Annotated in this window: 17 protein-coding genes; 12 read left to right on the top strand and 5 right to left on the bottom strand. The window is 71.3% G+C overall.

Features of this window, described 5'->3' with window-relative positions; translation table 11 throughout:
- The 5 genes from Asi02nite_RS38530 to Asi02nite_RS38550 all read left to right on the top strand — a co-directional run.
- Positions 1 to 887, top strand: an 887-nt coding sequence (locus Asi02nite_RS38530; RefSeq protein ID WP_203718998.1) for a glycerophosphodiester phosphodiesterase family protein, incomplete at its 5' end; no start/stop codon positions are given.
- Between the two features lie 124 nt (positions 888 to 1,011).
- Complete coding sequence (locus Asi02nite_RS38535) at positions 1,012 to 2,217, top strand: substrate-binding domain-containing protein (RefSeq protein ID WP_203718999.1); 1,206 nt, start codon at positions 1,012 to 1,014, stop codon at positions 2,215 to 2,217.
- 11 nt (positions 2,218 to 2,228) lie between these two features.
- Entirely contained in the window at positions 2,229 to 2,981 is a 753-nt protein-coding gene (locus tag Asi02nite_RS38540; RefSeq protein WP_203719000.1) for an ABC transporter ATP-binding protein, read from the top strand.
- On the top strand, positions 2,978 to 3,745 hold the full coding sequence (locus Asi02nite_RS38545) for an ABC transporter ATP-binding protein (protein WP_203719001.1): 768 nt from the start codon (positions 2,978 to 2,980) through the stop codon (positions 3,743 to 3,745). Before Asi02nite_RS38540 ends, Asi02nite_RS38545 begins: the two co-directional genes overlap by 4 nt.
- Positions 3,746 to 3,764: 19 nt before the next feature.
- On the top strand, positions 3,765 to 4,655 hold the full coding sequence (locus Asi02nite_RS38550) for a branched-chain amino acid ABC transporter permease (protein ID WP_203719002.1): 891 nt from the start codon (positions 3,765 to 3,767) through the stop codon (positions 4,653 to 4,655).
- Here Asi02nite_RS38550 and Asi02nite_RS38555 read toward each other — a convergent pair.
- On the bottom strand, positions 4,553 to 5,872 hold the full coding sequence (locus Asi02nite_RS38555) for an RNA-guided endonuclease InsQ/TnpB family protein (protein ID WP_203719003.1): 1,320 nt from the start codon (positions 5,870 to 5,872) through the stop codon (positions 4,553 to 4,555). The genes Asi02nite_RS38550 and Asi02nite_RS38555 overlap by 103 nt on opposite strands.
- Before the next feature lie 107 nt (positions 5,873 to 5,979).
- Here Asi02nite_RS38555 and Asi02nite_RS38560 point away from each other — a divergent pair, with 107 nt between their 5' ends.
- A complete protein-coding gene (locus Asi02nite_RS38560) occupies positions 5,980 to 7,095 on the top strand; it encodes a branched-chain amino acid ABC transporter permease (protein WP_203719004.1) in 1,116 nt (371 codons plus the stop codon).
- Here the strand turns inward: Asi02nite_RS38560 and Asi02nite_RS38565 are convergent.
- Complete coding sequence (locus tag Asi02nite_RS38565) at positions 7,064 to 7,465, bottom strand: hypothetical protein (protein WP_203719005.1); 402 nt, start codon at positions 7,463 to 7,465, stop codon at positions 7,064 to 7,066. The two genes, Asi02nite_RS38560 and Asi02nite_RS38565, sit on opposite strands and share 32 nt — an antisense overlap.
- A gap of 337 nt (positions 7,466 to 7,802) precedes the next feature.
- On the opposite strand from Asi02nite_RS38565, the gene Asi02nite_RS38570 reads away from it, so the two are divergent.
- The 3 genes from Asi02nite_RS38570 to Asi02nite_RS38580 all read left to right on the top strand — a co-directional run bounded on the left by Asi02nite_RS38570 (position 7,803) and on the right by Asi02nite_RS38580 (position 12,486).
- Entirely contained in the window at positions 7,803 to 8,708 is a 906-nt protein-coding gene (locus tag Asi02nite_RS38570; protein ID WP_203719006.1) for a DUF5715 family protein, read from the top strand.
- Between the two features lie 9 nt (positions 8,709 to 8,717).
- Complete coding sequence (locus Asi02nite_RS38575) at positions 8,718 to 10,310, top strand: asparagine synthetase B family protein (protein ID WP_203719007.1); 1,593 nt, start codon at positions 8,718 to 8,720, stop codon at positions 10,308 to 10,310.
- Between the two features lie 82 nt (positions 10,311 to 10,392).
- Positions 10,393 to 12,486 carry a RecQ family ATP-dependent DNA helicase gene (locus Asi02nite_RS38580; RefSeq protein ID WP_203719008.1) on the top strand — a complete coding sequence of 698 codons (2,094 nt, stop codon included), beginning with the start codon at positions 10,393 to 10,395 and terminating at the stop codon, positions 12,484 to 12,486.
- Here the strand turns inward: Asi02nite_RS38580 and Asi02nite_RS38585 are convergent.
- On the bottom strand, positions 12,483 to 13,451 hold the full coding sequence (locus Asi02nite_RS38585; protein WP_203719009.1) for a C40 family peptidase: 969 nt from the start codon (positions 13,449 to 13,451) through the stop codon (positions 12,483 to 12,485). The genes Asi02nite_RS38580 and Asi02nite_RS38585 overlap by 4 nt on opposite strands.
- Before the next feature lie 158 nt (positions 13,452 to 13,609).
- Between Asi02nite_RS38585 and Asi02nite_RS38590 the strand changes: the two genes are divergently transcribed.
- The gene (locus Asi02nite_RS38590) at positions 13,610 to 13,795 is read left to right on the top strand and encodes a heavy-metal-associated domain-containing protein (protein ID WP_239127617.1); all 186 of its coding nucleotides are present in this window, start codon (positions 13,610 to 13,612) and stop codon (positions 13,793 to 13,795) included.
- Positions 13,788 to 14,792: a DUF8832 domain-containing protein gene (locus Asi02nite_RS38595; RefSeq protein WP_239127616.1), complete on the top strand. Its 1,005-nt coding sequence runs from the start codon at positions 13,788 to 13,790 to the stop codon at positions 14,790 to 14,792. Before Asi02nite_RS38590 ends, Asi02nite_RS38595 begins: the two co-directional genes overlap by 8 nt.
- A 13-nt stretch (positions 14,793 to 14,805) precedes the next feature.
- On the opposite strand, the gene Asi02nite_RS38600 is transcribed toward Asi02nite_RS38595, so the two are convergent.
- Positions 14,806 to 15,213 (bottom strand): helix-turn-helix domain-containing protein, encoded by a 408-nt coding sequence (locus tag Asi02nite_RS38600; RefSeq protein ID WP_203719011.1) that lies wholly within the window; start codon positions 15,211 to 15,213, stop codon positions 14,806 to 14,808.
- A 388-nt stretch (positions 15,214 to 15,601) separates the two neighbouring features.
- Here Asi02nite_RS38600 and Asi02nite_RS38605 point away from each other — a divergent pair, with 388 nt between their 5' ends.
- Positions 15,602 to 15,961, top strand: a complete 360-nt coding sequence (locus Asi02nite_RS38605) for a hypothetical protein (protein ID WP_203719012.1) — start codon at positions 15,602 to 15,604, stop codon at positions 15,959 to 15,961.
- A 1,733-nt stretch (positions 15,962 to 17,694) separates the two neighbouring features.
- On the opposite strand, the gene Asi02nite_RS38610 is transcribed toward Asi02nite_RS38605, so the two are convergent.
- Positions 17,695 to 17,913, bottom strand: a complete 219-nt coding sequence (locus Asi02nite_RS38610; protein WP_203719013.1) for a hypothetical protein — start codon at positions 17,911 to 17,913, stop codon at positions 17,695 to 17,697.
- Positions 17,914 to 18,398 lie beyond the last annotated feature (485 nt).

Consider the following 18,398-nt stretch of genomic DNA (forward strand, 5'->3'; position numbering starts at 1 on the left):
ACGGCCATCTGGTCGCCCGCCACGAGAACGAGATCTCGGGTACGACCGACGTGGCCGCCCACCCGGAGTTCGTGGGCCGCCGCACCACCAAGACGATCGACGGCAACGCGGTCACCGGCTGGTTCACCGAGGACTTCACGCTGGCCGAGTTGCGCACGCTGCGGGCCAAGGAGCGCCTGCCGCAGGTGCGGGTCACCAACACCGCGTTCGACGGCAAGCTGCCGATCCCGACCCTGCAGGAGGTCATCGACCTCGCCGAGGCCGAGAGCCGGCGCACCGGCCGGACGATCGGCGTCTACCCGGAGACGAAGCACCCGACCTACTTCCAGTCGATCGGGCTCGCGCTGGAGGAGCCGCTGGTCCGCGTCCTGCGCGCCAACGGGCTCACCCGGAAGAGCTCGCCGGTGATCATCCAGTCGTTCGAGACGGCCAACCTGCGCAAGCTGGCCCGGATGACCGACGTCCGGCTGGCCCAGCTCCTCGACGCGGCCGGCAAGCCCTACGACTTCGTCGTGGCCGGTGACGCGCGCACCTACCAGGACCTGGTCACCCCGGCCAACCTGAAGTGGATCGCGTCGTACGCGGACGGCATCGGCGCCAACAAGAACCTGCTGGTGCCCCGCGACGCGACCGGCAAGCTGCTCGCGCCGACCAACGTCATCCGGGACGCGCACCGCTCCGGCCTGATCGTGCACGCCTGGACGTTCCGGGTCGAGAACCAGTTCCTCGCGGTCGACCACCGGATCGGCACCGACCCGAACGCCCGCGGCGACATCACGGCCGAGTACGAGCTGTTCTTCTCGCTCGGCCTCGACGGTGTGTTCACCGACCAGCCCGACACCGCCGTCGCCGCCCGCGCCGCCCTGCCGGAGTCCGGCCGCCGCTGACCCTCCTCCCGCGCCGGAGGGCCCCTCGCCACCAGCGGGGGGCCCTTCCGTACATCTCGACGTCACATATATGGGCGTGGACCACATGGCCCGGGTCACATCGACCCACCTACCGTGTGTCGCCATGACGGTTAAGGCGATGCGGCGGGCGTTCGTCACCGCCGCCACTGTGATAGCCGTGGCGGTTACCGCCACGGCCTGCGGCAGCCCGCAGGAGACGGCCACCGGGGGTGGCGAAGCCGCCACGGCGCCGGTGAAGGTCGGCATCGTCCACTCCCAGTCGGGGGCGCTGGCGTCCTACGGCAAGCAGTACATGGACGGTTTCAAGGCCGGGCTCGCGTACGCGACCGGCGCCACCAACAAGGTCGGCGACCGGGCCATCGAGGTGACCGAGGTCGACGACGCCGGCGACCCGGCCAAGGCGGTGTCGGCGGTCAAGGACCTGGTCGGCAAGGGCACGAAGATCATCGCGGGTTCGACGGCCTCGGGCGTCGCGCTGCAGGTGGCGCCGCTGGCCGCGCAGAACAAGGTGCTGTTCATCTCCGGGCCGGCCGCCACCGACGCGATCACCGGGGTCAACAAGTACACGTTCCGCTCCGGCCGGCAGTCGTACCAGGACGTGCAGACCGCCAAGTCGTTCATCGGCGACGCGGCGGGCAAGAAGGTCGTGGTCTTCGGGCAGGACAGCGCGTTCGGCAAGAGCAACGAGACCGCGGTCAAGGCGGTCATCGGCGGCGCCGGCGCGACGGTCACCAGCGTGCTCGCCCCGGCCAGCGCGACCGACTTCACGCCGTTCGCGAGCCAGCTCAAGGCGGCCAAGCCCGACCTGCTCTTCGTCGCCTGGGCGGGCACCACCGCGCCGGCGATGTGGCAGACCCTCGACCAGCAGGGCATCCTCGCCTCCACCACGGTCGTGACGGGCCTCGACATCCGGGCCTCCTGGCCGACGTTCGGCGCGGCGGGCACGAAGATCTCGTTCCTGTCGCACTACTTCGACGGTGCCAGCGACAACCCGGCCGCGCAGGCGGCGAAGACCGCGGTGGGCGGCACGCTCGACCTGTTCCACCCGGACGGCTTCACCGCCGCCCAGATGGTGGTCCGGGCGGTCCAGGAGGGCGGCGACGACGTCGACAAGATGGTCAGCGCGCTGGAGGGCTGGAGCTTCGACGGCGTCAAGGGCAAGATCACCGTCCGCGCGGAGGACCACGCGCTGCTGCAGCCGATGTACCAGGCGACCCTGAGCGGCAGCGGCGAGCAGTTCACCGCGAAGCTCGAGAAGGCGCTGAGCCCCGAGGAGGTCGCCCCGCCGGCGGCCGCGATGAAGGGCTGACCACGTTGTCCGTGCTCCGCACGCAGGGGCTGACCTGGCGGGTGGGCGAGGTGGCGATCGTCGACGGTGTCGACATCGCCCTCGCCCCCGGCGAGTTCCTCGGCGTCATCGGCCCGAACGGCGCCGGCAAGACCTCGCTGTTCAACCTGGTCAGCGGGTTGCGCAAGCCGACCGCGGGCACGGTCTGGCTGGGCGACGAGGACGTCACCGCCCTGCCGCCGCACCGCCGCGCGCGGCGCGGTCTCGGGCGGACGTTCCAGTCGTCGTCGGTCTTCGGTTCGCTGTCGGTACGCGAGAACGTCCGGCTCGCCGTCCAGGCCCACCGCGGCGGCTCGATGGCCCTGTGGCGCCGGGCGTCCTCCTTCTCGGACGTGGCGTCGGCGGCCGACCGTTTCCTGGAGACGGTCGGCCTGGTCGGCCGGGGTGACGCCCTGGCCGGCACGCTCGCCCACGGCGAGAAGCGCAAGCTGGAGATCGCCCTACTGCTCGCCGCCGAGCCGACCGTGCTGCTCCTCGACGAGCCGATGGCCGGCGTCAGCGCCGAGGACGTGCCGGAACTGGTCGCTGTCATCCGTGGGCTGACCCGGGGTGCGGAAGCCACTGGGCGGTCGGTCCTCATGGTGGAGCACCACATGGACGTGATCCTCGAGCTGGCCGACCGCATCGCGGTGATGCACCACGGCGCCCTGCTCGCCTGCGACACCCCCGACGCCGTGATGGCGCACGCGGGTGTCCAGGAGGCCTACCTGGGTGAGGGGCTATGAGCGACCCCATCTTGACCGTTACGGACCTGAGCGTACGGATCGCCGGGCTGCACATCCTGCAGGGCGTCTCGTTCACGGTGGCGCCGACCGGGGTGACCGCGCTGCTCGGGCGCAACGGCGTCGGCAAGACGACGACGCTGCGCGCGCTGGTCGGGCTGACGCCACGGGGTGGCGAGGTGTCGGGCCACGCGCTGATCGGCGGCGTCGACACGCTGCGGACCCCGACCCACCGGCTGGTCCGCGGCGGGCTCGGCTACGTGCCCGAGGACCGGTGCGTGTTCGCCGGGCTGACCGTGGCCGAGAACCTGAAGCTCGCCGAGCGGCCGGGCGCCAAACCGGCGTACGACCGCGTCTTCGATCTCTTTCCCGAGCTGTCCAAGCGGGCCCGCCAGCGGGCCGGCACGCTCTCCGGCGGCCAGCAGCAGATGCTGGCGATCGGCCGGGTGCTGCTCGCCGACAACACGCTGCTGCTGGTCGACGAGCCGACCAAGGGCCTCGCGCCGAAGGTGGTGACCGAGGTGGCCGAGGCGCTCGAGGCGGTCGCCGAGCAGGTGCCGGTGCTGCTGGTCGAGCAGAACCTGGCCGTCGTGCGCCGGCTGGCCCGCGACGCGGTGGTGCTGGCCGCGGGCCGGGTGGCCTGGACCGGCCCGGCCGCCCGCCTGCTCGGCGAGCCGGAGCTGACCAAGGCGCTGCTGGGTGTGGGTTCTAGCGATGACCGCAAGGCAGCGCGAGGCGACAGCCTCGCGATGGCTGAGGACGCCTGATGACCGAGGTGCACGCCTGATGTCGACGTTCGTCCTGCTGACGCTCACGGGCCTCGGGCTCGCGGCGCTCTACTTCCTGGTCGCGTCCGGGCTGTCGCTGGTGTTCGGGTTGGCCGACGTGCTCAACTTCGCGCACGGGCTGTTCCTGGGCGTCGGCGCGTACGCCACCTGGTGGGCCGCGGGTCACGTGCCCGGCGCCGGCCCGACCGGGTTCGGCTTCGTGCTGGCCGCCGCCTTCGGGGTGGCCGCCGGCGCGCTGGTCGCGGCCCTCGTCGAACTCGTGCTGATCCGGCCGCTCTACTCGCGGACGATCGAGCAGGTGCTGGTCACCGTCGGCCTGTCGCTGGCCGGCGTGGCGCTGCTCCAGTCGACCTGGGGTGCCGACCCGCGCCCGTTCCCGCGCCCGGAGTGGACCCGCGGCGTCACCGACATCGGCGACGCCTACATCCCCAACGCCTCCCTGCTGCTCATCATCGCGGCCGCGGCGGTGCTCACCCTGCTGCTGCTCTTCCTCCGGTTCACCCGCGTCGGCCTGGTGATCCGGGCGGGCGTCGAGAACCGGGAGATGGTCACCGCGCTCGGCATCGACGTGCGCAAGGCGTTCACGCTCGTGTTCGCGATCGGCGGGGCGGCGGCGGCGCTGGCGGGCGCGCTGGGCGGCGTCTACTTCGGCTCCGTCTCGCCCGGGCAGGGCGGCTCACTGCTGATCTTCGCGTTCATCGTCGTGGTGATCGGGGGCATGGGCTCGGTGGTCGGCTCCGCGTACGCGGCCGTCGCCGTGGGTCTGCTCCAGCAGTTCGTCAACTACTACGGCACCGCCGGGCTCGGCGACATCTGCGTGGTCGCGCTGCTCGCGATCGTGCTGCTGTTCCGCCCGCAGGGCATCGCCGGAAGGGCGGTCACGGCTTGACTTCCTCCATCGCCCTTAAGGGCGGGGATTCCCTCGGTCACCCTCGGGTTTTCCTGCTTCAACGCCGATTGCCTCGTGCGGGCGTGCGCCCGTTGAGGTCTTCCACCGGCTCCACAGGCCGTTGCTGCCAGCCCGGCAGCCAGAATGTTGAGCGCCGCGTTGAGGTCGCGGTCGTGCACGGTGCCGCATCGGCACACCCACTCCCGCACGGTCAGCGGCATCTTCTCCGCGAGCACGCCGCAGGCGGAGCACAGCTTGGACGACGGGAACCAGCGGTCGACCACCACGAGATCGCGGCCGTGCCAGTCGGCTTTGTATTCCAGCATGATCCGGAGCTGCCGCCATGCCGCGTCGCTGATGGCGCGGGCGAGGCTGCCGTTCTTGAGCATGTTGCGGACGGTCAGATCCTCGATCACGATCGTTTGGTTCTCGCGAACGATAGTCGAGGAAAGCTTATGCAAGTGGTCACGCCGCCGGTCGGTGATCCGGGCGTGGATGCGGGCGACCAGAAGCCGGGCTTTGTCGCGGTTCTTGGAGCCCTTCTCTTTGCGACACAGATTTCGCTGCGCTTTGGCGAGTCGTTCCCTGTCCCGCCGTTCGTGGCGTGGATTGGTGACCTTCTCACCGGTCGACAGGGTGAGCAGGGAGTCGAGGCCGGCGTCGATCCCAACCGTGCCGTTGGCAATGGTCTCGGGGATCACGTCGTCGCAGAGAAGGGACACGAACCAGCGGCCGGCGGCGTCCTGCGACACGGTCGCGGTGGACGGCTGCGCGCCTGCCGGAAGCGGACGCGACCACACGATCGCGAGTGGGCCGGTCATCTTTGCGAGGGTCAACGCCCCGTCGCGGTAGCGGAACGCGCTGGTCGTGTACTCCGCCGATCGACGCGACCTTCGCTTGGACTTGAACGTCGGGTAGCTCGCCCGCTTGCTCCAGAAGTTGACGAACGCGGTTTGGAGGTGCCGCAAGGCCTGTTGGAGCGGCACGGACGAGACCTCGTTGAGGAAGGCGAGTGCCTCGGTCTTCTTCCACTCGGTGAGCATGGCCGAGGTGGCGTTGTAGTTGATGCGTTCCTGTCGAGCCCACGCCTCAGTGCGGGCAGCGAGAGCCAGGTTGTAGACCTTACGGACACAGCCGAAAGTCCGCACCAGCTCAGCCGCCTGCGCGTTGCTCGGGTAGAAGCGGTATTTGAAGGCCCGCTTTACAGTCCTGGCCATTGTTCGCAAGTTATCCGCTTTGTGAACAAGTTTCGGGGAGGCGCGCGGGGCGGCCACCTCCGCTTCCACCCGGCCGCGAAGGCCGGGGATTCAACGGAGGCAAAGCTATGACCCAGGCTATCCCCGTGAGCGCCGAGGGGCCGCCCGCGGTCACGCCGCCGGAACTCGGCACCACGCCGGTCCGCCGCGCTGGCTGGCGCCGGCTGCTGGTGCTCGGTCCGCTGGTCGCCCTGGTGGTGACCGTGTTGCTGCCGTATCTCCAGATCCCGCTGCCCGGCCTGCTTGACGGTGTCTCGAACACGCCCGGCAACCTGCAACTCTTCGCGGTCTGCCTGGTCTTCGGCGGTCTCGCGGCCAGCTACGACCTGCTGTTCGGCCGGACCGGCCTGCTCTCGTTCGGGCACGCGCTCTACTTCGCGGCGGGGATCTACGGCACCGACGTGCTGGTCACCCACGCGGGGCTGGCGCTCTGGCAGGCGGCGGTGTTCGCGGTGGTCGGCAGCACGATCCTGGCGGCGCTGCTGGGCGCGATCGCCCTGCGCACGACGGGCATCGCGTTCGCCATGGTCACGCTGGCCTTCGCCCAGGTCGGCGCGATCCTGGTGGCCCGCGACTTCGGCGGCCTGACCGGCGGCGAGGAGGGCCTCCCGCTGGACACGGCGCGGGTGCCGGACTTCCTGCTCGGCGTGGCCAACACGGTCAACCTCTACTGGCTGGCGCTCGCGTACCTGGCCGTGGTGGTCCTGGTGGTCTCCCGGGTGGCGGCGTCCCCGACGGGCCGGGTCCTCGCGGGCCTGCGCGACGACGAGCGCCGGGTGGGCGTCCTGGGCCTGGACCCGTACCGCTACAAGCTCGTCGCCTTCACCCTGGCCGGCGCCCTGGCTTCCCTGGGCGGCGTGGTCTACGTCCTGGTCGTGGGCGGCGCGTCGCCGCACGTCACGAGCTCGGAGCTGACCCTCTCGCTGCTGGTGATGGTCGTGCTGGGCGGCCCGGGCACCCGCTGGGGCCCGGTCCTGGGCGGCATCCTCTACATGTACCTGGACCACCGGCTCACGAACGTGGCCACCGACCTCCCGGGCCCCCTCGGCGAGCCCCTCTTCGTCCTGGGCGCGATCTTCATCCTGGCGGTCTACTTCTTCCCGGGCGGCCTGGCCAGCCTGAAGTCCCGCCTGGCCCCCATTACCGCGGCGTTCAACCGACGCGAACCTCGAACTCGTACGTGAACGCGGCGCCGTCGACGGTGACCAGCAGACTCCCGGGCGTCCCGACGCCGGCACAGGTCACCTCGACGACGGCGTCCTGCCTCACCTGCGTGCACCGACCCGTCCGCCCGGACCGCTCGTCGCGGTAGCCGTAGCGGGCGCCGGGCGGCCCGTCGACGCTGAGCGCCACCGTGGCGCCCACCGCTCGCGCCTCCACCACCCGCACCGAATCGGGCCCGAATTCCTCGGGTTCGGCGGCCACCGACGTCACGACCGGCGCCGGCGGCGGGGGTGTGGGGGTGGGCGGGCCATCCACCGTGGACGCGCAACCGGCCACGGCGAGGACCGTGCAGACCAGGCCTACCCCGCGGCGTGGGGTCACAGACGACATCCGGGCATCCATTCGGTTCGACGTGCGGGTCGGCAGCTTAGATCAAGGTCAACTGATAGGAGAAGGGCCGCGAGCAGCGGCGGAGGTGGCAGCGACGCGGAGCGGGCGGTGTCCGGCGGGAGCGACGGTCGCGCCCCCGGCGGGCCCGGGACATGATCTGGACTTGGATCCCGGAAAAAGGATGAAACCCCCTCACAACCACGATTCCCCCTCTTAGGCGGGAAAGCCTCATTAGGCTCGGATCCGGAATACCCGCCTGTTACGGGGGAAGGACGGGGGGTCCACCATGACGACTCGAATACCCGCGAACGCCGTCAAGAATGAGCAGCGAAAACGGTTGCCCACGCCGCGGCCGGCGGCCAACGGGCCCGATCTGGTCGCCTATCGCGAAGCCGTGGAGAGCCTGCTCATCGAGCTCGCCGGGCACAGTGGACCAGGGGTCAGTCCCGGTGACACGGCCAAAGCCGAGACCATCCTGATCGAAAGGCTCGTCGAGCCTAACTTCTCCGCCGTGCTGTCGGTGACGCCCCGTGGGCTCACCGGAACGGTGGAATGGCTGCTCAACGAGGTCCGCAACTACAAGCCCAGCACCCGCAGCTCCGCCGCCGACCTGGCGGCCCAGGTGCGGATCTTCCTGCTCGCGCAGGTCGAGGCGATGTGGTGGGGGCAGACGACGCCGTTCGCGACGACGAACGACGTGCTCACCTCGCCCGATCTGATCGACATCGAGAAGCTGCGGCGGGCCGGCCTGCTGCCGTTCCGCTACCGCCGGCAACCGCGGACGTTCGCGACCCGGGCCGTGCGCGCGGTCGCCCGGCGGGTCGCGCCGGACCGCTGGCCGCGGACGGCGGGGCTGCGGTTCACCTACAGCCGGCCGGAGACGATCGCGCTGCTCGGGCAGATCGCGGGCGACTTCCAGCGGCAGGCGCCGCACGGCACGCCGGCGCTCTGGGTGACCAGCATGACCCGCAGCGTCCGCCACCAGCAGCACCTGCGCGATCTCGGTTACGCCGCGATGTCGCCGAGCGCGCACTGCGTGGGCTGGGCGGTCGACGTGGAGATGGCCTGGTTCGAGCGGTTCTCGGCCCGGCAGGCGTTGGAGCAGGTGCTGCTCGAACGGCAGACCGCGGGCGACGTCAACGTGATCGACGAGGGGCAGGCCTGGCACGTCTGCGTCAGCCCGGTCGCGGTCGCGGAATTGCAGAGGGAGTTCGCCACCAGGTACGAGACCGGGAGAAGGTGACCCGACACCGTGTGCGGTATCGCGCTCATCGTCGGCAACGACGCCGACCCCGCGCTCTTCCGGCGGATGCTCGAGTCCCTGACGCCGCGTGGCGACGTCCAGGAGGAGCTGCCGGAGAGCTTGCGGACCATCGGCGGGGGGCCGGCGACAGGACTGCTCGCCGGCACCCAGCGGCTGCGGATCGTCGACCGGGACCGGGCGGTGCAGCCGTGGGTCTCGCCCGACGAGGCGTGGGTGCTCTGCTACAACGGCGAGGTCTTCAACTACCGCGAGCTGCGCGCCGAGCTCGTCGCCGCCGGGCGTGAGCTGCGCAGCGAGAGCGACACCGAGGTCGTGCTCGAGGCCTTCCTGGAGTGGGGCGAGGCGGCCGTCGCGAAGCTGCGCGGCGAGTTCGCCTTCGCGATCGTCGAGCGGGCCACCGGCCGGGTGTTCCTGGCCCGTGACCCGCTGGGCGTCAAGCCGCTCTACTGGTCGCGCCGGGGCGGGCGGATCCACGTCGCGTCCGAGGTCAAGGCGCTGGTGCCGGTCGGGGCCCGGATCACCGAGGTGCCGCCCGGCCACCACGGCTGGGCGACCCCGGTCACCGGGCCGCGGCTGAACCCGTACGTCGACCTGCTCCGGCTCGGCGAGGACCAGGTGCCGATCGAGGACCCGGACGAGGCGGCCAAGCTGGTCCGCAACGCACTGCAGGACAGCATCCGGGTACGCGTCGACACCGACCTCACCGTCGGCGTCATTCTCTCCGGCGGGCTGGACAGCTCCCTGACGCTGCTCCAGGTGCGCGAGATGCACCCGGACTGCGTCGCGTTCACGGTCGGCGCGCCCGGCAGCCCGGATCTCGACTACGCCCGGCGGCTGACCCGTGACCTCGGCGTCCACCACGAGGTGGTGGAGCTGCGGCCGCGGGACATCCGGATGGGTGAGATCCGGGAAGCGATCCGGATGGGCGAGCTTTCCGAGTACGGCGACATCATCAACGCGGTCGTCTCGGTGCCGCTGTTCCGCCGGGTGCACGAGACCGGCGTCAAGGTGGTGCTCACCGGCGACGGCTCCGACGAGCTGTTCGGCGGCTACCCGATGTACCACGAGGTCGGTCCGGCGGCGGCCCGTCGGTTGTTCCTCCACAAGATCCGCAACCTGTGTCGTACGGAGCTCCAGCGCGTCGACCGCACCAGCATGGGCCAGGGTGTCGAGGCGCGGGTGCCGTTCCTCGACCTGGCCCTGGTGGAGCTCGCGATGCGGATGCCGCTGTCGCTGAAGATGCGCAACGGCAAGGAGAAGTGGATCGTGCGGGAGGCGTTCGCCGACATCCTGCCCGACTACATCCGCCAGCGGCCGAAGAACCCGATGTCGTACTCGTCCGGGCTGCACGAGCGGGCCCGGCTCTACAAGGCGCGCTACGCCCGGGTGCACCACTCGTTCGGGTACGGCCTGCTCGAACCGCTGCGACGCGACTTCGATCACGTCCTGATGAAGTGCGGCAACGACCTCGACGCCGCGATCCGCGAGTCCGCCGTCCGGCAGGACTACACGCTGCTGGAGCACGCCCGGGACTTCGCCGGGGCGCTCCGCTGGTTCACCGGCGCCCGGGCGCCCTACTGAGACGCAAGGAACGGTCCGTTATTAACGCATAGCGTTAATAACGGACCGTTCCTTGCTCTCGACCACTGGTAGAACTGTCCGGGTGAGGGAGCGGGCAGAGGAGATCCTGCGCCGGCTCGCGGGTGAGCACGCGAGGCTGCGCGACGACCAGTGGCGGGCGATCTCGGCGCTGGTCGAGGAGAAACGCCGGGTGCTCTGCGTGCAGCGCACGGGCTGGGGCAAGTCGGCGGTCTATTTCGTGGCGACGGCGCTCCTGCGTTCTGGCGGTGGCGCGGTCGGGCCGACGGTGATCGTCTCGCCGCTGCTCGCGCTGATGCGCAACCAGGTCGAGGCGGCGGAGCGGGCCGGCATCCGGGCCCACACGATCAACTCGGCCAACCTGGACGAGTGGGACGCGATCCAGGCCGACATCCTGGCCGGCAGCGTCGACCTGCTGCTGATCAGCCCCGAGCGGCTCAACAACCCCGACTTCCGCGACAACGTGCTGCCCAAGCTGGCCTCGACCACGGGCCTGCTGGTGGTCGACGAGGCGCACTGTGTCTCCGACTGGGGTCACGACTTCCGCCCCGACTACCGCCGGCTGCGCACGTTTCTCGCCGAGTTGCCGCCGAACACGCCTGTGCTGGCGACCACCGCGACCGCGAACCAGCGGGTCACCGACGACGTGGCCGAGCAACTCGGCGACGCGCTGGTGCTGCGCGGCTCGCTGGAGCGCGACTCGCTGCGGCTGGGCGTCCTCTCGCTGGATTCGCCCGCCTCGCGGCTGGGTTGGCTCGCGGACCACCTCGAGACGCTGCCCGGCTCGGGCATCATCTACACGCTGACCGTCGCGGCGGCCACCGAGACCGCCGAGTTCCTCCGGCAGCGCGGCTTCCCGGTCGCGTCCTATTCCGGCCAGGCCGAGGACGCCGTCCGCCAGCAGGCCGAGCAGGACCTCCTCGACAACAAGCTCAAGGCGCTGGTCGCCACGTCCGCGCTCGGCATGGGCTTCGACAAGCCCGACCTCGGCTTCGTCGTGCACCTGGGCGCGCCCCCGTCGCCGATCGCCTACTACCAGCAGGTCGGCCGGGCCGGCCGGGCCGTCCGCAACGCCGACGTGCTGCTACTGCCGGGCCGCGAGGACGCCGCGATCTGGCGCTACTTCGCCTCCCTCGCCTTCCCGCCGGAGCAGCAGGTCCGCGACGTGCTGCACGCGCTGGACACGGCCGGGCGCCCGCTGTCGACCCAGGCCCTGGAGCCGATGGTCGACCTGCGCCGCACCCGGCTCGAGATGATGCTCAAGGTGCTCGACGTGGACGGCGCCGTGCGGCGCGTCCGCGGCGGCTGGGTGGCGACCGGCGAACCGTGGGTCTACGACACCGCCCGGCTCCGCCGCGTCGCCGCCGCCCGCACGGAAGAGCAGCAGAGCATGCGGGAGTACGCCGCGACGACCGCCTGCCGGATGGAGTTCCTCCGCCGCGGGCTGGACGACCCGGCCGCGGCACCGTGCGGGCGGTGCGACAACTGCACCGGCCCCTTCGTCACGGACGGGGTGTCACCGGCGGCCCTGGCCGCGGCCAACGCGTTTCTCGGCCGGGCCGGGGTGGTGATCGCGCCGAAGAAGCTCTGGCCGACCGGGCTCGCGGAGGTGAAGGGCAAGCTGTCCGCCGACGACCAGGCCGCGCCGGGCCGCGCCGTCGGCCGCCTCTCCGACCTCGGCTGGGGTGGCCGCCTGCGGGCGGTGCTCGACGCCTCCGACGGCCCGCTGCCCGACGACCTGACCGGCGCGGTGGTCGACGTGCTCAAGGACTGGTCGCGCGGCGACGACCCGTGGCCGCGGCGACCGGTCGCGGTGGTCGGCATCGCGTCGCGGCAGCGACCCGAGTTGGTCGGCTCGCTGGCCGCCCGGATCGCCGAGATCGGCCGGCTCCCGCTGCTCGGCTTCGTCGAGCCGGGTCCGCAGGCACCACCGTCCGGCGGTGGCGCCCGCGGCAACAGCGCCCAGCGGGTCCGCGCGCTGCACGACGCGTTCGAGATCCCGCCGGACCTGGCCGCCGCCCTGTCGGCGGTGACCGGCCCGGTGCTGCTCGTCGACGACCTGGTCGACTCCGGCTGGACGATGACTCTCGTGGCTCGGGCGCTGCGCGCGGCCGGTGCGCCCGAGGTGCTGCCGTTCGCCCTCGGGGTGGCCGGTTAACGCCGCGGGCGCCCGTACCCGTGGACGGGTTGGTAGTCGACCCGGTCGAAGCGGATGCGCTCGCCGTGCTGCGGCGCGTGGATGATCCGGCCCGCACCGACGTAGAGCCCCACGTGCTGGATGTTGCCGTAGTAGAAGACCAGGTCGCCCGGGCGCAGGTTGCCACGGCTGACCCGGTTGACGGCGCCGTACTGGGCGCGGGCGTTGTGCGGCAGGCTGACGCCGGCGGCCCGCCACGCCGCCGCGGTCAGGCCCGAGCAGTCGTAGCCGCCGGGACCCGAACCACCCCACTGGTACGGCTTGCCGAGCTGCGCGTACGCGAACCGGACAGCGGCGCTCGCGGCGCCCGGCGGCAGCGGCGGCGGGTCCACCAGGACGGGCATGTCGTCCGGGATGCCGAGATCGAAGCGGAGCGCGTCGAGCCGGGCGATCTCGCCCTCGATGTGCCGCTTCTTGGCCAGCAGCTTCGCGCCGTGCACCTTCTCGCGTTCGGCCAGCGCGTTGAGGCTCTCCTGCGCCGCGGCCACGTCGCGGTTGGCCGAGGTCAGCGCCTCGATCGCCCGCCCGCGCTGGGTGCCGAGGGCCTCCAGCATGGCGAGCCCGTCGCCCAGCGCCTGCGGCGAGCCCGAGTGCAGCAGCCCGATCACGTTGGCCGCCCGCCCGGTCCGGTACGCGGCCGCGGCCAGCGTGCCGACCTCGGCGCTGCGAGCCGCCGCGGTCGCCTCCAGCGGCGCGATCCGGTCCCGCAGCCGGTCGGCCTCCGCGCGCCCGCGCTTGACCTCCAGCCGCAGGTCGTTGTACTGCTCGACGACGACCTCGAGCTGATGCGTGGCCGTCTTGAGCCGCTTCTTGACGTCGGATGCGGTCGGGTCGGCGGCGGCGGGCGCGGCCAGCGGACCGAGCACGGCCAGCACCGCCGCGGCCACGGATATCGCGCGGTGCGCGCCTCGTGTGATGATCGGCACGGTGGGTTAACGAATCGCTATGGGCGAAAGCCACGATGCGGTCATATCCACCTAGTCACGGATACACCCGGGGGGTATATTCGACCGCACGTCCGGCCCGTCCGTTGCTTCTCGGAGGTTGATCCGTGTCCAGCACCGCCACCTACACCGTGACCGGCATGACCTGCAGCCACTGCGTCGACGCGGTGACCGGAGAGCTCACCGCCGTGCCCGGTGTCACCGACGTGCGGATCGACCTCGCGTCCGGCGCCGTCGCGGTGACCAGCGACGCCCCGCTCGCCGTCGACGACGTGCGGGCCGCGGTCGACGAGGCCGGCTACGAGCTCGCCACCGCCGATGCCTGAGGCGCCGGCGCGCACGAAGACCCGCGGTACCGCCCCGCGACCCGCCCCGTCGTCCGACGGTTCGGGGCTGCGGCTCGGGCTGTTCGTCGCCGGGCTGGTGTTCGCGCTGATAGGCGGCTTCGGGCTGGGCAAGCTCACCTCCGACTCAGGCGGTTCGGATGGTTCTGCCGCCGCGCCGCCGGGCGGGGGCATGTCGATGGGCACCGCCGACACCAACGCCAACCACGCCCACGCCCCCGGCACCGCCGAGCACGACCACGGCAGCAGCGGCATGACCGCCACGGCCGGCGCCGACCTGGGCGGGCTGAGCCTCAGCGGCAGCGGCTACACGCTGGTGCCGGCGACGACCGAGTTCGCGGCGGGCAAGGCGACCGACTTCCGGTTCCACGTGCAGGGGCCCGACAAGCAGCCGGTCAAGCAGTTCGAGGTGGTCCACGAGAAGCAGTTGCACCTGATCGTGGCCCGGCGGGACCTGTCCGGCTACCAGCACCTGCACCCGACGATGGCCGCCGACGGCACCTGGAGCATCCCGCTGACGCTCGGCACGCCGGGCCTGTGGCGGGCGTTCGCCGACTTCACACTGGTCGACTCGGCCGGCGCGCAGATCGCGGCGACGCTGGGAACCGACCTCGTGGTGGCGGGTGACTACGCGCCGCGCGCGCTGCCGGCCGCGGCCCGCGAGGCGAGCACGGCCGGGTTCACCGTGACCTACGAGGGCACCCCGACCGTCGGCGCGACCCAGCCGCTGCAGTTCCGGGTGTTCCGCGACGGCAACCCGGTCACCGACCTGCAGCCCTACCTCGGCGCGTACGGGCATCTGGTGGTGCTCCGCCAGGGCGACCTCGGTTATCTGCACGTCCACCCCGACGAGCAGCGGGTGCCGGGGACCGTGAAGTTCTGGCTGGCCGCGCCGTCGCCGGGCAGCTACCGGGCGTTCTTCGACTTCCAGGTGGCGGGCCAGGTGCACACGGCCGAGTTCACCGTGACCGTGGCTTAGGGCAGGACAGGCCCTAGGCGGTCTTTCGGATCGGACGGGTGGCGAGGCGGCGCAGCGCTTCACGGATGTGCCGCTTCTCCGCCGCCGACACGGTCGGGTCCGTGAGCCGGTCGAGGATGATCTGAAGATCCTTGTCGACCCGGCTCGGCCGCGCGGTGACGCCCGGGGTGCGACCCGGCATATTGAGCGCGCGGAATGCGGCCGACACCGGCACGTCGAGCGCGGCGCAGAAGTTCTGGACCTTCGCGAGCTCGGGGTAGTCGTGCCAGTCGCCCGCCAACCAGCGGAAAAGCGTCGACCGGCCGACACCTGTCTCGGACGCCAGGTCGTTGACGGTCCAACCGCGAGCGTTCTTGGCATCGTCGACGGCCCGCCGGACAAAACGCGCGAACGCTGCCTGCGGGGAGTCATCCGTGGCCATCGGCCTTTGCCCTCCCGCGGTCGAGAATCGTCACCGGAAAGGGTAACCCGCGTGGCGTGGATTGCAACGGGCCGTTCGGCCGATTAGTCCCATACGCGGGACTGCCCTAGAGTCACCGAAGACCGGACCCGGACCCGTGTGTGGGACTCCCTACAGCGCGTGAACCCGGCTGCTCCGGCGTCGCGCTCCACGGGCCGTGACGGCCTGCGGCGGCGGTGCGCTGTCCCGCCGGCGGGGGGTCGGCGGGACAACGCATCGCCAGCTCGCGCCCACTTCGGTGACTTACGAGACCGTTACGCATCGTCTATGCTCACGCCCCGAGAGTGGCGAATGACGGGATGCGACGATGGCCCCACAAGAAGATCGCCCGGTTCCCTATCGACCTGGCGTGATCAGCCTCTTCTTCGTCGTGAAGGCGGCGATCTTCGCGCTCGCCTTCTGGATCTGGCTGCTCGTCGTCGCCATACAGGGCGGTCCACCGACGGCCTGGCACCTCTTCGCGGCCGCGGGCGCCATCACGACGACGCTGGTGGGTGTCCTGCTCGGCATCCGGTTAGCGCTGCAGGCCAACGCGGCCGAACGCCACGCGGAGGTGAAGAAGGCGCTGGTGGAGATTTCGTGGAACACGGCGTTCGCCGCCCACGAGGCCGAAGACCCGGACAACGTGGTCCGCTTCCCCAGCGCGGTCCCCAACGACTCAGGCGGCTGGCCATCCCGCAGTGAAGCCGACCGCGACCGCCGCCGCTGACCTGGTTCTTGTGCGCGGCCCTTCCCCGGGACGACGCCCGTCGGGCCGAGGCCGACGCCGGCGGGTAGGTCCCGGTGGTCGGCTTCCCGAGCGCGGTCCCCAGCGACTCAGGCGGCTGGTCATCCTGCGGCGAAGCGGACCGCGACTGCCGCCGCTGTCCTGGTCTCGCGCGCGATCTCTTCCCTGGGACGGCGCCCGTCGGGCCGAGGCCGACGCGGGCGGGTAGGTCCCGGTGGTCCGCTTCCCAGCGCGGCCCCAACGACGCAGGCGCCCGGCGATCCCGCGGCAAAGCCGACCGCGACCGCCGCCGCTGACCTGGTCTCGCGCCAGCCCTTCCCCGGGACGCCCGCGGGTAGGCCCGGCGGCCTCCCTCGGCGCTGGCCGTCCGCTCGACGCGTCGCGACGCTGGGGATGGTCGGGCTCTGGACCTACCACCTTCGGCTGGGTGGCGTGTCCAGCCGTCGCCGCCGGCGCGCTGTTCTAGTCGGCCGGCGGGACGGTGCGTACCGCGGTCGCCGGACGGGGCGGCCGCCCGCCAGGAACTGCTGAGTGCAGCGCTTAATGGCGACCATCCGGCCATGACCGCCGGATTGCTGTTCAAGGTGACAGGTGGGATCGACTCGAGGGTCTGCGCCGAGGCGCATGAGCCGCTTTGCTCTCGACCTGCGCCTGCCCATGGCGGGGTTTGGTGGACGACGAGATGGCCGCCCTCCAGGAACCGCTGATGCACTGGCCACGGCGACCGTCCGGCTATCACCGCCGGGTTTGCGTTCCAGCTGACAGGTGGGATCGACCTGAGCGTCAGCGCCGGTCCTCGGCCTGTACCCGCCATGGCAGAGTCCGCCTGGACCAGATGGCCGCCCGCCACGAGCTGCTGATGCGGTGCCTAGCAGCGACCGTGCGGCTATCGATGCTGGCGTGCCAGTCGGCCGGCGGGGATGGTGCGGCGTGTGCGGGGCCGCAGTTCATGGGTGGCCGCCCACCCATGAACTGCTGATGTAAGTGCCTGAAAGCGACGATCCCGCTATCGCCCCCGGGTCGCTCTTTCCAGATGGCCGGGGCGACGGGGGCGGTGCGGGCAGGGGCTGCGGGGGCGTGTCCGCACGTAGAGCCGGCTATCGCCGCCCGGATTGCTGTAGCCCACGGCCGGGGGACGGGGCCGTGCGGGCGGGGCTGGTGAACGTAGACCCCCCGTTGCCGCCTGGTTGTAGTCGCAGATGGCCGAGGAGATGTGGGGCGGTATGGGCGGGGCTTGTGAACGTCGACCCGGCTCGCCGCCGGGTGGTAGTCGCAGATGGCCGGGGGATGGGGGTGGTGTGGGCAGGGGCTGTTGGGCGTAGACCCGGCTTCGCCGCCGGGTCGGTGTTACGGATGGCCCGGGGCGACGGGGAGGCGCGGGCAAAGGCTGCGGGACGTAGAGCGGGCTATCGCCGCCGGGTGCTGTTCGCAGGTGGCCGGCGGGGTGGTGCGGCGCTCGCGGGGCCGCGAGAAGAACAGCTCAGCGGACCGCGTTCCCCTGTACGTCGACGACCACGCGGGTCGCGACGGTTCCGGGTTGACTGCCGTCGGCGGCGAAGTCTGTGACACCTGCGCCGCGGGGTTCCCTCGCCTGACGATCGCGATCACCGCGGCGGAGGTGGAGGCGGTGCGGGCTTCGCGGTCGCCCGATGCTGGTGCCGGCGTTCGCCGCGGCGGGCACGGATCTCGCTGACGCGGCGCGGTCTGCGTGTTTGTCAGAAGCCGCCGGCTAGGTAGCTGAGGAGGACGATGCCGACTACGGCGCCGCCGGTGACGACCAGGGCCGTGGTCATCCGGGAGGGGCCGCGGGCCGCGAGCCGGTAAGCGGCCGCGCCGAGGGCCAGTAGGACGCAGAGGCCGATGACGAGTTGCCAGAAGGGGAAGAGCATCCCGAGCAACGCGTCCTCGGCGACGATCATGCTGCCGTCGGGCATGACCCACTGTTTCACACGGGTACGGGCAGCCACATGCGCCGCGACCTGCTGATCTAGACATGGACCGACCTTGATTTGCATTCCGCGGGGCAGCCACGTAATTTTCTCTCTGCAAGCGGAACACCGGACAAAACGACCGGGGGGACGCAGGCCCCACTACCAGGGGATACAGACTGGTGGAGGGTTCGGGCGGTGCGATCGACCGGCTAGGCCGGATTTGAGATCGCGAAGCCGACCGGGTAAAGTATCCAAGCCGGCAGGAGCCGGGCGGGATGATCCGAGAGCCCCTCAGGGAGCGACGGAATCCGGCCGGTCTGCAGGATTCCTAGCAACAAACCGGGAGCGGATCCTCGCGCCCACGTTGCGGGATCTCGGGCGAAGCGCAAGAAAGCCGAAAATACCGGCTTGACAGTGCGAAAACGACCGAGTAAGCTGGAGAAGTTGTGCCCCGCAGGGCAGGAGCGAGTGAATCGGTCCTGGACCAC

The organism is Asanoa siamensis (assembly GCF_016862555.1).
In the GTDB taxonomy this organism is placed as follows: Bacteria; Actinomycetota; Actinomycetes; order Mycobacteriales; family Micromonosporaceae; genus Asanoa; species Asanoa siamensis.

What these genes read in the sequence shown, in the direction of transcription:
- Asi02nite_RS38535 (WP_203718999.1), top strand. Translation starts at nt 1,012, where the DNA reads ATGACGGTTAAGGCGATGCGGCGGGCGTTCGTCACCGCCGCCACTGTG.
- Asi02nite_RS38545 (WP_203719001.1), top strand. Translation starts at nt 2,978, where the DNA reads ATGAGCGACCCCATCTTGACCGTTACGGACCTGAGCGTACGGATCGCC.
- Asi02nite_RS38550 (WP_203719002.1), top strand. Translation starts at nt 3,765, where the DNA reads ATGTCGACGTTCGTCCTGCTGACGCTCACGGGCCTCGGGCTCGCGGCG.
- Asi02nite_RS38555 (WP_203719003.1), bottom strand. Translation starts at nt 5,872, where the DNA reads ATGGCCAGGACTGTAAAGCGGGCCTTCAAATACCGCTTCTACCCGAGC.
- Asi02nite_RS38560 (WP_203719004.1), top strand. Translation starts at nt 5,980, where the DNA reads ATGACCCAGGCTATCCCCGTGAGCGCCGAGGGGCCGCCCGCGGTCACG.
- Asi02nite_RS38565 (WP_203719005.1), bottom strand. Translation starts at nt 7,465, where the DNA reads ATGTCGTCTGTGACCCCACGCCGCGGGGTAGGCCTGGTCTGCACGGTC.
- Asi02nite_RS38590 (WP_239127617.1), top strand. Translation starts at nt 13,610, where the DNA reads ATGACCTGCAGCCACTGCGTCGACGCGGTGACCGGAGAGCTCACCGCC.
- Asi02nite_RS38595 (WP_239127616.1), top strand. Translation starts at nt 13,788, where the DNA reads ATGCCTGAGGCGCCGGCGCGCACGAAGACCCGCGGTACCGCCCCGCGA.
- Asi02nite_RS38600 (WP_203719011.1), bottom strand. Translation starts at nt 15,213, where the DNA reads ATGGCCACGGATGACTCCCCGCAGGCAGCGTTCGCGCGTTTTGTCCGG.
- Asi02nite_RS38610 (WP_203719013.1), bottom strand. Translation starts at nt 17,913, where the DNA reads ATGCCCGACGGCAGCATGATCGTCGCCGAGGACGCGTTGCTCGGGATG.